The organism is Pseudomonadales bacterium, assembly GCA_013215025.1.
GTDB lineage: Bacteria > Pseudomonadota > Gammaproteobacteria > Pseudomonadales > DT-91 > DT-91.
This window is the reverse complement of record JABSRR010000013.1, coordinates 1-13953: the sequence shown is the minus strand read 5'-3', so window position 1 is coordinate 13953 and position 13953 is coordinate 1. Positions and strand designations below refer to the sequence as shown.

General features: G+C 45.7%; 17 protein-coding genes. 13 read left to right on the top strand and 4 right to left on the bottom strand.

All coding sequences use genetic code 11. From position 1 onward, the window contains the following. From HRU21_01845 to HRU21_01810, 8 genes are all read left to right on the top strand, one after another. Positions 1-323 (top strand): aminotransferase class IV (locus HRU21_01845; GenBank protein ID NRA41030.1); only part of this gene is annotated, 323 nt, incomplete at its 5' end. Further along, on the top strand, positions 320-1345 hold the full coding sequence (gene mltG, locus HRU21_01840; protein NRA41029.1) for an endolytic transglycosylase MltG: 1026 nt from the start codon (positions 320-322) through the stop codon (positions 1343-1345). The genes HRU21_01845 and mltG, both read left to right, overlap by 4 nt. An 8-nt stretch (positions 1346-1353) precedes the next feature. Next, positions 1354-1995 carry a dTMP kinase gene (locus HRU21_01835; GenBank protein NRA41028.1) on the top strand — a complete coding sequence of 214 codons (642 nt, stop codon included), beginning with the start codon at positions 1354-1356 and terminating at the stop codon, positions 1993-1995. Beyond that, on the top strand, positions 1992-2990 hold the full coding sequence (locus HRU21_01830; protein NRA41027.1) for a DNA polymerase III subunit delta': 999 nt from the start codon (positions 1992-1994) through the stop codon (positions 2988-2990). The genes HRU21_01835 and HRU21_01830 overlap by 4 nt, the downstream gene beginning before the upstream one ends. Next, the gene (locus HRU21_01825) at positions 2984-4099 is read left to right on the top strand and encodes a saccharopine dehydrogenase NADP-binding domain-containing protein (protein ID NRA41026.1); all 1116 of its coding nucleotides are present in this window, start codon (positions 2984-2986) and stop codon (positions 4097-4099) included. Before HRU21_01830 ends, HRU21_01825 begins: the two co-directional genes overlap by 7 nt. Beyond that, on the top strand, positions 4089-4703 hold the full coding sequence (locus HRU21_01820) for a dUTP diphosphatase (protein NRA41025.1): 615 nt from the start codon (positions 4089-4091) through the stop codon (positions 4701-4703). Before HRU21_01825 ends, HRU21_01820 begins: the two co-directional genes overlap by 11 nt. Positions 4704-4714: 11 nt before the next feature. Beyond that, positions 4715-5056, top strand: a complete 342-nt coding sequence (locus HRU21_01815; GenBank protein ID NRA41024.1) for a DUF3301 domain-containing protein — start codon at positions 4715-4717, stop codon at positions 5054-5056. A gap of 18 nt (positions 5057-5074) precedes the next feature. Next, positions 5075-5788, top strand: a complete 714-nt coding sequence (locus HRU21_01810) for an SDR family NAD(P)-dependent oxidoreductase (GenBank protein NRA41023.1) — start codon at positions 5075-5077, stop codon at positions 5786-5788. Between the two features lie 82 nt (positions 5789-5870). On the opposite strand, the gene HRU21_01805 is transcribed toward HRU21_01810, so the two are convergent. After that, positions 5871-6695 carry a hypothetical protein gene (locus HRU21_01805; protein ID NRA41022.1) on the bottom strand — a complete coding sequence of 275 codons (825 nt, stop codon included), beginning with the start codon at positions 6693-6695 and terminating at the stop codon, positions 5871-5873. A 296-nt stretch (positions 6696-6991) separates the two neighbouring features. Then, on the bottom strand, positions 6992-7348 hold the full coding sequence (locus tag HRU21_01800; protein ID NRA41021.1) for a hypothetical protein: 357 nt from the start codon (positions 7346-7348) through the stop codon (positions 6992-6994). Positions 7349-7529: 181 nt separating this feature from the next. Between HRU21_01800 and HRU21_01795 the strand changes: the two genes are divergently transcribed. The 5 genes from HRU21_01795 (at position 7530) to HRU21_01775 (ending at position 12065) form a co-directional block, all read left to right on the top strand. Further along, on the top strand, positions 7530-8066 hold the full coding sequence (locus HRU21_01795) for a phosphatase PAP2 family protein (protein NRA41020.1): 537 nt from the start codon (positions 7530-7532) through the stop codon (positions 8064-8066). 30 nt (positions 8067-8096) lie between these two features. Next, positions 8097-9188, top strand: a complete 1092-nt coding sequence (locus HRU21_01790) for a glycosyltransferase (protein NRA41019.1) — start codon at positions 8097-8099, stop codon at positions 9186-9188. A 176-nt stretch (positions 9189-9364) separates the two neighbouring features. After that, positions 9365-9799 carry an OB-fold domain-containing protein gene (locus tag HRU21_01785; protein NRA41018.1) on the top strand — a complete coding sequence of 145 codons (435 nt, stop codon included), beginning with the start codon at positions 9365-9367 and terminating at the stop codon, positions 9797-9799. A gap of 11 nt (positions 9800-9810) precedes the next feature. Beyond that, the gene (locus HRU21_01780) at positions 9811-10998 is read left to right on the top strand and encodes a lipid-transfer protein (GenBank protein ID NRA41017.1); all 1188 of its coding nucleotides are present in this window, start codon (positions 9811-9813) and stop codon (positions 10996-10998) included. A 218-nt stretch (positions 10999-11216) separates the two neighbouring features. Beyond that, a complete protein-coding gene (locus HRU21_01775) occupies positions 11217-12065 on the top strand; it encodes a CoA ester lyase (protein ID NRA41016.1) in 849 nt (282 codons plus the stop codon). Here HRU21_01775 and HRU21_01770 read toward each other — a convergent pair. Then, positions 12037-13044: an alpha/beta fold hydrolase gene (locus tag HRU21_01770; protein ID NRA41015.1), complete on the bottom strand. Its 1008-nt coding sequence runs from the start codon at positions 13042-13044 to the stop codon at positions 12037-12039. The genes HRU21_01775 and HRU21_01770 overlap by 29 nt on opposite strands. A gap of 64 nt (positions 13045-13108) precedes the next feature. Next, the gene (locus HRU21_01765; protein ID NRA41014.1) at positions 13109-13936 is read right to left on the bottom strand and encodes an ion transporter; all 828 of its coding nucleotides are present in this window, start codon (positions 13934-13936) and stop codon (positions 13109-13111) included. Positions 13937-13953 lie beyond the last annotated feature (17 nt).

Genomic DNA, 13953 nt, shown 5'->3' with positions numbered 1-13953 from the left:
ACATTACTGAAGCTACCGCGTCGAATATTTTTTGGCTTGATCAGCAGCAACAATTGCATACACCGATTATTGATCAAGCTGGTTTGCAAGGCGTCATGCGTAATTATTTAATCAGTTTTGCGCAATCAATCGGGGTAACGGTGACGGAGTCGCGCTTAAGGCCAGAGCAATTAACTGAGGTTCACGCCATGTTTATTTCAAATGCATTGATGATGGCGGTGCCCGTGAATCGTATAAAAACACAGCAAGCTGTCATTGAATTTTCAGCTAATGACTGGCTGCAGACATTTATAAAGCAAGCGATACAAGCATTAAAATTATGAGAAATATTCTTTTATTAAGCCTTTGTGGCCTTATCTTTTTCACTATGTTGACGGCTGGTTTCTCACTGAAGTCTTTATCAACGCCAATCACCTTTCAGCAAGATCAAACGCTTGAAGTATTATATGGCGATTCAGTTCATAAGGTGGCAAGAAAGCTGCAGCAGCAAAATATTTACCCCCACCCTAAGCTGCTAATTGCGTATGCCAAGTTGTTTGATATGACAAATATTAAAGCGGGTGAATATAAGCTAAATTCGGGCGATTCTGTATTAATGGTGTTAGATAATATGGTGCGCGGCAAAGTGATTCAAAATTCTGTCACTTTGTTAGAAGGTTGGACCAGCAAGCAAGCCATTGAAGCATTACAGCAAACGCCTGGTATTGTGACTACCCTAGATTTAACGCAGCCATCTTCAATTTTAGCCGCCGTTGATGCAGCTGATGAGTATCAACATATCGAAGGCATTTTTTATCCTGACACGTATTTTTTCAGTAAAGGCACAAAAGACCGTGATATTTTGAAAATTGCCTATGACAAGACGCAGTCAGTGTTGCAAAGCGCATGGCAGGCAAATACTCCAGCTTTACCTTATAAAAACCCCTATGAGGTATTAATTATGGCGTCAATTATTGAGCGAGAAACAGCGATTGATGCCGAGCGTGAGCAAATTGCCGGTGTATTCGTAGAGCGACTGTTGCGCGGCATGAAATTGCAAACAGACCCTACGGTTATTTATGGTATGGGTGATAGCTATCAAGGCAATATTCGTCGTAAAGATTTGCTCACGCCAACCGCTTATAATACCTATACGATTAAAGGCTTACCGCCTACGCCAATTGCCTTAGCGTCAGAAGCATCGATCAAAGCTGCGTTAAACCCTTTGCTTAATGGTATGCTGTATTTCGTGGCCAAAGGGGATGGTTATCATCAGTTTTCATCCAATTTAGCTGATCATCAGCAAGCCGTTAGAGATTATCAGCTGAACCGCAAAAAAGATTATCGCTCCTCACCGACACCATAGGGTTTGTAATGCAGTCAGGAATATTTGTTGTTTTAGAAGGCGGTGAGGGTGTCGGCAAAAGCACCAATATGGCATTTATGCAGGACTACCTGCGTCAGCATCAGATTGATTTTGTCCATAGTCGAGAGCCAGGCGGCACTGAACTGGCTGAGCAAATTCGCGCACTGCTGCTTGTGAATCGCGACGAAAAAGTGGCCGACATGACAGAGTTGTTATTGATGTTTGCTGCTAGAGCGCAACACCTGGCGAATAAAATACGACCCACTTTAGCACAGGGTAAGTGGCTATTGTGTGACCGTTTTACCGATGCAACCTTTGCTTATCAAGGGGGTGGACGTGGCTTTGATCAAGCGTTAATTAAGCAGCTAGAAACGATGGTGCAGGCCGAACTTCGCCCGCACTGTACGATCATTCTAGACGCGCCGGTTGAAGTAGGCTTCGCGCGCGCTCGCGCTCGTGCATCACTGGATCGCATGGAGTCTGAAGACTTAGCGTTTCATCAGCGCGTGCGCCAAACCTATTTAACGCGGGCGGCTGAGATGCCAGATAAGTATGCCGTCATTAATGCCGATCAGCCGCTGTCGCAGGTGCAAGATGATATTCAGCGGGTGCTAGATGGCTTAATTCAGCAATCGCAGCAGAGTAAATGATGTTTACCCCATACCCATGGCAATTTGACCAATTTGAGCAGCTAGTGACGGTCTTTCGTCAGGGTAGGCTGCCACATGCCTTATTGCTGCAAGGTGAACCTGGCTTGGGTAAGCGCCATTTTGCAAAAGCTTTGGCGCAGCTGATACTATGTGAGTCAGAACAAAGTGATTCAGCGATGCAACCTTGTGGTCGCTGTAAGGCTTGTCAGCTATATGCTGCCTCAACTCATCCTGATGCACTGAATGTCCAGCTTGAAGACAAAGCTACTCAAATCAAAGTTGACCAAATTCGTCAGCTAAGTCAGTTTTTGAGTCAAAAATCGCATCGTCAAGGCATGCAGGTGGTGATTGTTGAGCCTGCAGAAAGCATGAATATTAATGCGGCCAACGCGCTGCTCAAGTCTTTGGAAGAGCCAACCGCAAATACACTGATTATTTTAATCACGCATGCAGCCGACAGCTTGTTAGCGACAATTCGCTCGCGCTGTCAAATGATTGATGTTGCTAAGCCTTCTCATACACAAGCCAATGATTGGCTGACACCTTATATCTCAGAGCCACAAAAGAGGCTGCAATTGTTACAGCTGGCTAACGGTAACCCTTTGTTGGCAAGAACCTTTGACGAGCAGGCTTACTTAGCAACTTATCAGCATATAGCTGATTATATCATTGCTATTTTGCAAGGTCAGACGCCATCACCCATCAGTATTGCAGATTACTGCAGTAAGCAAGATGGGCTGCAAGCAATTCACGCGCTTCAGCGATTGATTGGGCAAACTATTCATTATGCGCACGCAATCGCAGCTGATGACTATTGTCCGCTTAAGGAGTTCGCTCAGCGATTTAGACGTCCACCGTTTGCGCTTAAAGCGTATACTTTGATCGATGATATAAATCAATCTAAACAGCAGTTGCTGGGCGTTTCTAATCCAAATCCCGCACTCTTATTTGAATCGTTGTTTATTCGTGCACAGGCGCTTTTCCGACTATGTTAAATTCTTCTTGGCTTATTTATGGTGCTTCAGGTTATACCGCAGGTCTAATTATTGAGGCGGCGCTTAAACGTGGTCATCAGCCGATTCTTGCGGGTCGATCACTAGACACTGTATTACCGATTGCAACGCAACATCAGCTCAGTTATAAAATCTTTAGCTGTCAGGGCGAGCATGCGGCGCATGCCATCACGCAACAGCTGGATCAAGTTGCGGTTGTGCTAAACTGCGCTGGACCGTTCGAAGATACAGCGGATACCTTACAGCAAGCTTGTATTAAGGCGGGCTGTCATTATCTTGATATTACCGGTGAAATGGCAGTACTGGCGCAGTCATTAACGCTGCATGACGCTGCGCGAGAGCATGGTGTTGCGATTATCAGCGGCATAGGCTTTGACGTCGTGCCAACTGATATTTTAGCCAGTGAGGCCAGACGGCTTGCGCCTGATGCCGATGCGTTAGAACTGGCGTTTGCTGGCGCTGATCGGAAAACGGCTGAACAAGCTGGTGGTATTAGCCCTGGCACCAGTAAAACTATGCTGCGTATGATGCCAGAGGGCGGTAAGCTGCGCCGCAATGCTGAAATTACCACCGTTGCTTTAGCTGAAATTGCAAAATTTGTGCAATTTGCTGATAAGCGTCGTTTCTGTATGACAATCCCTTGGGGCGATTTGGTCACCGCATACCATTCAGCTGGCTTTGACAATATTGCCGTCTATACAGAGGTCAGCCCGCAGCAAGCAAAATGGATGAAACGCCTCACACCTGTCGTAAAGCTATTTAAGTTTTCATCGCTGCAGCGCCTGTTTGATCGAATGATTGATAAGTATGTTTCGGGGCCAGATCAAGCTGCGATGGACTCTGCCTGCATGCAGCTATCAGCCGAGGCGTCAAAACAAGGTCAATGCCAACTTAGGCTGTTCGCAGAATGCGATGAGGGCTATGCATTTACGGCCAAATCAGCCTTGTACTTCGTTGAGAGCTTACTGGCACAAAAAATCATGCCGGGTGCCTACACACCTAGCCAAGCTATAGAGCCATCAGAAATTATAGAGATGTTAGATATACAGCTCACTGTGCAAAATATACAAGAGGGGACACATGAAAACTGAATTGTCTGTCATGTTAGCGCTGCAGGATAAAATGAATCGTAAAGTTCATCCTGATTGGCAACTGCAAAATTTTGCATGGTTTCGTGCAATATGGATAGAGTGCGGTGAGTTAGTTGATCACTATGGTTATAAGTGGTGGAAGCAACAACACCCTGACATGGCTCAAGTGCAGCTAGAAGTAGTAGATATATGGCACTTTGGTTTGTCGATGCTGTTGGATCAAGCAAACTATGACGATATTGCGGATGATATTATGGCTAGCCTTAGCCATGGTGAGGTGCCTGAGTTGTCTGTGATTGATGCAACTGAGGCATTGGCTGAGTCAGTATTAGCTTCACGTGCATTTGATGTTTGTAAGTTTTGGGCCCTAATGATTGCCTGCGATTTATCATTTGACGAATTATTTAAACAGTATGTTGGTAAAAATGTTTTAAACTTTTTTCGTCAAGACCATGGCTATAAATCAGGCAGCTATATAAAAATATGGCATGGTCGTGAAGATAATGAAGTACTGAGTGAGATATTAGCATCGGCTGAACATGTTGATGATAATTTTGCAGATTGGGTATATCAACAGCTTCAGGCGGCTTATCCGTCAAGTTAGAGAGAGCCTGTATGTTTAGCCTATCCGATATGGCTATTTTTTTATTGCTGTCCACACTCTGTTACAGCTTTTACAGTGCGGTAAGAGTGCGTGAAATTGCCCTATTTAAGGTACAGCGATACTTATCTCAGCAGCAGCTTCAGCTGCTNGATCAATCTGTTGCCTTTAAGGCCGTTTGGTTCAAGCGTGACAGCCAAGGAAAATTANAGTTTTGGCGTTCATATAAGTTTGAATTTTCATCATTAGGCGATGAGCGATATAGAGGTCTAGTGATTATGTTAGGATCTAGCTTAGATGCTATTGAGTTAGAGCCTTATCGTATTGAGAAAGCTGATGATGTTTCATCAGATTAATCGTTTTAAGGAATAAACATGTATAATTTTTCAGCTAAAACCGTTGTTGTGACAGGCGCCGCTGGTGCATTAGGTCAGGCCGTGGTTGACTATTTTCTTCGCCAGGGTGCCAATGTCGCACTGATCGATATATCTCAGGCCGCATTCGACGCTAGTTATGCAAATACTGCTGAAACCGATCAGCAAATATTCTTGAGCGCTGACCTGACCTCACGATCATCAGTGGCCGAGGCCTTTAGCGCTGTGATCAATAAATGGCAGCAGATTGATATTCTTGCCAATATTGCTGGCGGCTTTACGATGGGCGAAGCCGTCCACCAAACCTCTGATCAAACCTGGGATTTTTTATTTCAATTAAATAGCAAATCAATCGTCCATACTGCAGCGGTTGTGGTGCCGCATATGCAGCAGCTTGGCGGCGGCAAAATTATTAATATCTCTGCCGGTGCTGCGCATCAGGGGATTGCGAATATGGGCGCATATGTGGCGTCTAAGTCAACCGTATTACGCTTGACCGAAAGTATGGCGCAGGAGCTTCGTCAGGACGCGATTAATGTGAACGCGATTCTGCCCGGTATGATCGATACGCCGCGCAACCGCAGTGATATGCCAGATGCTGATTTTTCTAGCTGGGTGCCAACCCAGAAGATTGCTGAAGTCATTGGTTTTTTAGCTTCGGATGCCGCTTCAGAGATTCACGGTGCCGGAATACCAGTGGTTGGGCTAAGTTAATCCCTGTTGAAGTTGGCTATGATGTAAGTATAGCGATGTAAGTATGGCTTGAGAATGACTCAGCTATAGTTTCAGTAGCAGATTAGGGTATAACCTGCTGTTGAAACTGCCGGCTGATGCGCTTCACTGCATCATCCAGCTCGGCTGTACTGATTAACTCAGATTTGAGTTTTAAGCCTGGCAGGCCATTACTTTCAATAATGGTAAATGGCACAGATACACCGGCTAGCATGGCTTTGGTTGGCTGTTGCTGACTGCTCAGACCTACCAGCTTCAGCGATAAACCGCGCGCCTTGTTAGGATAGCGCGGCGTTTGCATAGATGCATCAAATTCGACAGCGGTGCTTAAGCCATCAAATTCGACCCGATTGTTGGCCTGATCAATACTTGCCGGGCGCAATATCAGTGCTGGCTGCAATAACATATCAAAACGCTGTCGTTTTATTAGCAGATATAATATTTCCTTTACATAGCTCGCTTGGTTCATTGGCGTAAACTCTGCCAGTTGAGGGTCATATATACTGCCCGTTTTTTCCAGTGCAATTTCGTTTGCCTGTTGAAAGAGACTGGGGTTGAGCATGGCGGCCTCATAGCCTTGTTTATTGAGAGCCGTCACCAGCGCTATACTGGTCTGCTGTTGAAAGCGAGCTAGCTCTTTATGTGTGATTTGTGTTGGCAATACAATAATGCGTTGAGCTTTAATCGCGTCAGGGTTAGACCCGATATTGCTGCAGCTACTTAGCTGCAGAAGCAATACCGCAATAGCGGCGGTGCTGATTGCAGGTTTGGTTTGCAAGCTGTGTTGAGAGTTTTCTAAAGAGCTGACTCGAAAGCTGACTAGATAACTGACTAGATAACTGACTGGATAGCTGACAAGAGAATTGAATAATGTGGTAAATCTTCTCATAAAATTTCGCTTATATTTTGCGAAGGGCGATTGGTTGATCATAGAGCCGAAATAGCGCTAACAGAACTATCGGAGCTAAATAACTAACGGGATTAATGGACTAATAGAACAATTGCCCAAGCTTACTCATCCTTGCCTCAGATTTATCAAGAGGCGCAAAAAATAGGCATTCCTCAATCCTTTATTAATCTTATATTGCTGTATGCATTGCCGTTAAGATTGCTGCATAGCCTGCCGCATGGATAGCATACATAGCAAAGTACACAGCAAAGTACACAGCAAGCTAAAGAGCAATATCATAGAGCGGCTTCAATATGTGTTAGCAGCTGTTGCGTTACCGCCTCATCTAAGCTTAATGGCTTAGCCGCTGTTTTTAAATAACTGATTTGAGTTTCTTCGGATAGGTTTGGCCAATCCAGCTGGTGCAGATGGTTAATAATAGTATCGGTGATTTGTTGAAATTGCGGGTGCTCTGAGCTTAAGCATAGCTGTGCCAGCATTGTGTCAACGAAGTGCTCTCGGTGCTGCAGGCGCATATCTGCAATCAACTGATCAACCAATGTTTCTAATGCCTGCGCTAAGGGCTCACTTAGCAGCAGAGCAGCGTCTAATGATTGGAATTTGCCTGCCATCATCGCTTGATACATATGCATTAGTTGAGTTTGAGATTGAAATTCAAGGCGGATCACATCAGCTCCAAGTCTAAAAAATTGAAAATATCGGTCAGCGTGGCTTTAACGGTGACAGTGTCAAAAAACTATCATAAATCGGTCACAAAAGCTTCACCGAGCAAGCTTAGTATCATTTATATAAGGTCTTGGAGAGTCTTATTGAATGCTGAATACATTATTGCGATTAGATACTAGTAGCTATTTATGGTGTAACCGTTTTCTGAAAAGCTTGCCAACCACATGTTTCTTTCGTTATTTGTCGAAATCAGGTGATGGCTATTTATATGTGCTCGTTGCAGTGCTTGCGCTTATCTCTGCATTTGAATATGCACATGCATTGATTGCCACTGCCTTGCTGGCATTTAGCATAGAATTACCNATTTATGTTTTGCTTAAAAAAACCTGCAAGCGACAGCGGCCCTTCGTTACCTTATCTCATGCGCAATATGCACTAAAGCCTAGCGATGAATTTTCCTTACCCTCAGGCCATACCGCGGGTGCTTTTTTGATGGCATCNGTTATAGCGGTGTTTTTGCCAAGCCTGTCGATCATGNCATTTTCTTGGGCAGCTTTAGTCGGTTTATCTCGAGTTATGCTGGGTGTGCATTACCCCAGTGATATAGCACTCGGCGCATGTTTAGGCCTGGCCTCAGCCTACGTGGCACTGAGCCTTTTAGCGCCCTATGCGTCAATACCTTAATAGTTCTAATGATAGATATTGAATAGTTGTATGAAAATTCTCTACGGAATCCAAGGGACAGGTAATGGCCATCTTGCCAGAGCAAGAGCGCTAGTACCTGAGCTTAGAGCTTTAGATATAGAGTTAGACTTTATATTTAGTGGTCGAGCGCGAGAGGATTTTTTTAATATGCAGTTGTTCGGTGACGATTGGCGAGTACTCAAAGGCGCCTCACTCGTCACTCAGCAAGGACGTTTAGATACGCTTAAAACCATTAAACACAATAACTTTGCTGAGCTTATTCGCGATATTCGCAGTTTGGATGTGTCGCAGTATGATTTGGTGCTATCAGACTTCGAGCCGGTGACTGCTTGGGCTGCTAAGCTGGCGGGTAAAACCTCGTTAAGTATTTCTCACCAAGCAGCATTTTTTGAAAACATCCCCAAGGTTTCGGGCTATCGCAGTGCAAAAATGTTGATGCGTTATTTTGCGCCAACTGACCATGCTATTGGATTGCATTGGCATCACTTTGGTCAGTCAATTTTACCGCCGTTGATTGAGCCTTTACAGGCCAGTGCTGTGGTTGCCGGTAAGTACGTGGTGTATATGGGTTTTGAAGCGATTGAGCAGGTGGTGGCGTTTTTACGCCCCTTTGATAGCTACCATTTTGAGGTGTTTGCCAAAGTACCTCATAAGATGACGGTCGGGCATATACAGATTAACCCACTCAGCCATAGCGAGTTTCACGCACACCTGTTGGATGCTGAGGGTGTGATTTCCAACGCTGGCTTTGAATTAGCCAGCGAGTGCCTACACTTAGGCAAAAAATTATTGGTGAAGCCGCTAGCAGGCCAGTTTGAGCAGCTTTCTAACGCTTTAGCACTACAGGCAATGTCTAGAGCCACCGTTATGCAAAGTCTTGATCAAGCGGTATGTGCTGAATGGTTATTATTACCACCACGTCGTGCTAATTATTATCCCAATGTCGCCAAAACGTTAGCGGCATGGTTGCTAAAAGCGCATCAACAAAATCAATGGTCTGATCAACAAACTCTGGTTGATAGCCTATGGTTGCAACTTGAGCAGCCTTATCACTGCGATTACAGTTTTGGTGAGCAGCTCAAACCGGGGCTCGTTATCTAGCCAGATATTTCTCTGTGAGCGTATCGTTGATGCCATCAGCAAGGTCGTGTTGACTCAGCCCTGCTATGACATAATCAAAACAGACATATTCAAATGCTCCCAAAATCGCTACAATGTGCGCCGTTTCATTGGATATATAGCGCATTGCAGGCGCGCTGCAATAACTGGAGACTATTATGTCAAACAAACCGACTGCTGCCGCCATTGAGGGCTGGTACACGCTTGACGGTGACCAACCGCACTTAATTGGCACACAGTGTAAAGGCTGCGGCACCTATTACTTTCCCAAACAAACGCATTTTTGTAAAAACCCCGATTGTGACAGCACGGAGTTTGAAGAGGTGTTATTAAGTCGCACGGGCAAAGTGTGGTCCTATACCGACGCACAATATAAACCGCCAGAACCATTCGTCGCTGCAGACCCTTATGAGCCCTATGCCATTGCGGCAGTGCAGCTTGAGAAAGAGCAAATGATTGTGCTTGGTCAGGCGGCAACGGGCGTTTCTGTTGAAGATATGACGGTGGGTCAAGAAGTTGAGTTGGTTTTAGAAACGCTGTATCAAGATGATGAAGCCGATAAGTTAATTTGGAAGTGGAAGCCGGTAGCCTAAGGAATTAGAAAATGAGTAATGATATTTCAGTAATTGGCGTCGGCATGCACCCGTGGGGTAAATGGGGCAATAATTTTGTTGAATACGGCGTCAAAGCCGCGCGTGAGGCGATTGCCGATGCAGGCATTTCTTGGAAAGATGTCGACTTTATTTCGGGTGCAGCCACAATGCGTTGCGGTTACCCCGGTTATGTGGCTGGTGCTACATTTGCGCAAGCTTTAGGTTGGCAAGGTGCCGAGGTAAATACTTCCTATGCGGCCTGTGCCTCGGGTTCTCAAGCTTTAGCGGCGGCGAAAACTAAAATTTTAGCTGGCGAGGCCGAGTGTGCGCTGGTCATTGGTGCCGATACCACACCGAAAGGGTTTTTAGCGCCGGCTAAAGGGTACCGCCCTGAAGATCCAGACTGGGTACGTTTTCATATTGGCATCACTAACCCAACGTACTTTGCACTCTATGCACGTCGTCGAATGGACCTATACGGTGACAGCTTAGAAGATTTTGCCGCAGTGAAAGTGAAAAATGCACAGCACGGCTCGATTAACCCCTATGCGCGATATAAAAAATGCTTTACCGCTGAAGATGTTGCAGCCTCAGCCATGGTAGCGAATCCATTGCGTTTAATGGATATCTGTGCAACCTCTGATGGCGGTGCAGCGGTGATTGTGTGCTCTGAAGCGTTTGCGAAAAAGATCGGTAAATCCGATGCAGTGAAAGTTGCCGCGATTTCAACCGTGACCCCAACTTTCGCAAACGAAGTGGTTGAAATGCCGGATATTGCGACTGATTCTGCGGCGGCAGCCTCGGTTGAGCAAATTCGTTTTCGTGCGCAATTGCCTAAAAAAGCTTATGAGGAGGCAGGCATTGGCCCTGAGGACGTAAGCCTGGCAGAGGTATATGATTTATCGACTGCGCTTGAATTAGACTGGTATGAGGATCTGCAGCTTTGTGAGCGTGGTGATGCCGCGAAGCTGATTCGTGACGGTGCCACCAAACTAGGCGGTGCGATACCGGTGAATGTCTCAGGCGGTCTTGCCTGCTTTGGTGAAGCGGTGCCGGCACAAGCCTTGGCGCAGGTTTGCGAGCTAACCTGGCAATTGCGTGGCCAAGCTGGTGATCGTCAAGTGAAAGACGCTAAAGTAGGTATTACTGCTAATCAGGGCTTGTTTGGCCATGGCTCGTCGGTCATTTTGAAAAAATAGCGACCTTGTCATATTGCTAACATAGAAGGGAGCCGTGGCTCCCTTTTTTAATGACAAATTTTCACGGCAAACAGATATCGCCTGTGAAGATAGGAACCGGTAACTTAAAGCATGATTTGCACCCAAGCATGCTATATGATTCTTTGTTATTAAGTTTGTTTAGCGCAATCCCGATTATAGCGAAAACCCAATGCCATCCTACTAGATACGGAACCACTATGTATAAACCACGACGCTCAGCATTATATATGCCAGCCGCCAATGCGCGTGCAATGGAAAAGGCACAATCAATTGATGCCGATGTTTTACTGCTAGATCTTGAAGATGCGGTTGCAGTCGATCAAAAACAGCAGGCTAGAGAGTCATTAGCCTATGCCTTAAATACGCACGACTATGGTCGTCGCGAAAAAATTGTGCGCATCAATAGTCTCAGCAGTCAGTGGGGATTAGATGATTTAAAACTGCTGCGCGAGTTGCGTTTTGATGGTCTGCTATTACCCAAGCTTGAGACCGTCGAGCAAATAAATGAGGCGCTGGCTTTGCTGGATAGGCAAATACCTATCTGGGCTATGATTGAAACCCCTGCAGCTGTTATTAATGTGGAGCAGCTTGCTGCGCATTCCGCGATGGAGGCTTTAGTGATGGGCACCAATGATTTAGCCAAGGAGATGCGGGTGGCTCAGTCTGAAACTCGCGATGAATTTCAATACGCCTTTGGTAAAGTGATTATGGCTGCCAGGGCGCATAATTGTGATGTATTAGATGGGGTTTATAATCAACTTGATAACCAAGCAGGCTTGGCTGCTATCTGTCAGCAAGGAAAGGGCCTTGGTTTTGATGGCAAGACATTAATTCACCCCAAGCAGATTCCTGCCTGTCATCAAGCTTTCTCACCTAGCGATGCAGCGATCGCCGAGGCGCGTGAAATTATTGCCGCATGGCAGCAAGCTGATCAGCAAGGTGTGATTGTTGTGAATAACAAACTGGTTGAAGCGCTGCACGTGCAAGAAGCGCAGCGCATTGTTGATATGCAAGCCGTTATCGATGCGGCTGCAGAAACTCAGTAATTAGCGAATCAAGCCAGAAACGTCTCGGTAGCGCCTGCAAAAAACCACAGTGGCCACCATGTGCTTGGCGATACAAGCTGAGCGATGCAGTGCTGTGCAGGTCTTTAAACTGTTCGACGCAGATAATGGGATCGTCTTGGCTGTAAACCAATAAACCTTTGGCCTGAATGCGCTCAAGGCTTGCTTGATCGATTTTATAGGCATTGAGGTAGGCGTTAACCTCGGCAAATTCAGTGTGCTTAGGCACAAAAATCGCGTTCATTTGGTTCAGTGATGGTTTGCGCTGAAGCTTCTGATCCAGATATAAATCCTGATGCGATTGCATGAGCTCAGGATAGTAGCGATATTTCTGTGACAAACTTCGGTGCCAGCGTTTTACAAAATAGCGGTGATAAATGGCCGGGCCGGCTTCGATATCCCAGCTGGTTTTTAATGGGTCAATCGGTGGGCAAATACTGATAATCCGCTCGGGTTGAAAATTATCAGCCGGATTAGCCGCCAAGCGCAGCACAAAATTGCCGCCGAGAGAAAAGCCCACAAGATGAAAACGCGCAATATTAAAACGCTCTAGAACCATGCAAATGGCCTGTTTTACCTCATCCAAACGTGCAGAATTAAAAGGCTCGAGGTTCATATGGTGATTATTACCATGATCGCGAAAATTCAGGCGTAATACTTGAAAGCGCTGCTTTAACAATAATGCCGTGGTGCGCATGATATAGCCTGACTCAATCGAACCTTCCCAGCCATGCAGTAAGACGACTAGCGGCTTGCTATTATCATGATGCTGAGCCGTGTGTAAAAAAGCATGCAATACGCCAAAGTCTGGGGTTGCAAGACTCAGTGGCTGCGCGCTCAGGCTCAGCAACTGCTTATCTTGTCGCGACATCAGTGGCTCAGTAAAAAACGATGGATAAATGGTTTGAAAATGCGGATTGGCAATCAGAGGTGATGGTGAAAAATCGCGAAAATTAGGCATGCTAAACTTACATCAATAGCGTTTTGTGGGTGAGTATATCAAACTTGATCGGTGGCTCGATTAATTACGTTTCTTCCTCAAACTTATGTCCACAGTTGTTACAATATTTTGCATCGGCTAAATGAAAATGTTTGTGGCAATTCGTGCATTCTCTGTCGCTGGTAATTTTTCTTTCTCTGCCCAGCAAGGCGATTTCGGCCGTCACAATACCGGTGGGAATTGCGATAATCGCATAACCCGTTAGCATCACCAAAGCGGCGAGGGCTTGTCCAAGCGGGGTTTGCGGCGAAATATCACCATACCCCACGGTTGTAATCGTCACAATCGCCCAGTAGATGCTTTTGGGAATACTGGTAAAACCATTGGCTTCACCCTCTACCACATATAATAAACTGCCAAATATCATGGCCATAATGGCAACGGCAAACATAAATACGGTGATTTTGCGTCGTGCATTCGACAGTGCCAGCAATAGCACCCGCGCCTCACCCATATACTCAAGCAGTTTTAACACTCGAAAAATTCGCAGCACACGTAAAAGGCGAATCATCAATAAATAATTAGCGCCGGTAATCACTAAGCTGAGATAGCTGGGCAAAATCGCTAGCAAGTCAACAATGCCGTAAAAACTGAATAAATATTTACGCGGCTTTAGCGCAACATATATTCGAAATAGGTATTCAAGGGTAAAGGTAATAGTAAACAGCCACTCAGCGATATAAAAATAGCGGCCATAGGTTGCATTGACAGAGGGCACGCTATCAAGCATCACCATGGCAACAGAGGCAATGATGCAGACAATTAACAGGCTATCGAAACGCTGGCCTTCGAGTGTATCGGTTCCAAAAATAATATGCCGCCAGCGCTCACGAAAAGGAAGCGACTTATCTATCGGTAACAGTGTTGGCG

Coding starts and splice junctions, on each gene's coding strand:
- mltG (NRA41029.1), top strand. CDS start 320: ATGAGAAATATTCTTTTATTAAGCCTTTGTGGCCTTATCTTTTTCACT.
- HRU21_01835 (NRA41028.1), top strand. CDS start 1,354: ATGCAGTCAGGAATATTTGTTGTTTTAGAAGGCGGTGAGGGTGTCGGC.
- HRU21_01830 (NRA41027.1), top strand. CDS start 1,992: ATGATGTTTACCCCATACCCATGGCAATTTGACCAATTTGAGCAGCTA.
- HRU21_01825 (NRA41026.1), top strand. CDS start 2,984: ATGTTAAATTCTTCTTGGCTTATTTATGGTGCTTCAGGTTATACCGCA.
- HRU21_01820 (NRA41025.1), top strand. CDS start 4,089: ATGAAAACTGAATTGTCTGTCATGTTAGCGCTGCAGGATAAAATGAAT.
- HRU21_01810 (NRA41023.1), top strand. CDS start 5,075: ATGTATAATTTTTCAGCTAAAACCGTTGTTGTGACAGGCGCCGCTGGT.
- HRU21_01805 (NRA41022.1), bottom strand. CDS start 6,695: ATGAGAAGATTTACCACATTATTCAATTCTCTTGTCAGCTATCCAGTC.
- HRU21_01800 (NRA41021.1), bottom strand. CDS start 7,348: ATGCATATGTATCAAGCGATGATGGCAGGCAAATTCCAATCATTAGAC.
- HRU21_01790 (NRA41019.1), top strand. CDS start 8,097: ATGAAAATTCTCTACGGAATCCAAGGGACAGGTAATGGCCATCTTGCC.
- HRU21_01785 (NRA41018.1), top strand. CDS start 9,365: ATGTCAAACAAACCGACTGCTGCCGCCATTGAGGGCTGGTACACGCTT.
- HRU21_01780 (NRA41017.1), top strand. CDS start 9,811: ATGAGTAATGATATTTCAGTAATTGGCGTCGGCATGCACCCGTGGGGT.
- HRU21_01775 (NRA41016.1), top strand. CDS start 11,217: ATGTATAAACCACGACGCTCAGCATTATATATGCCAGCCGCCAATGCG.
- HRU21_01770 (NRA41015.1), bottom strand. CDS start 13,044: ATGCCTAATTTTCGCGATTTTTCACCATCACCTCTGATTGCCAATCCG.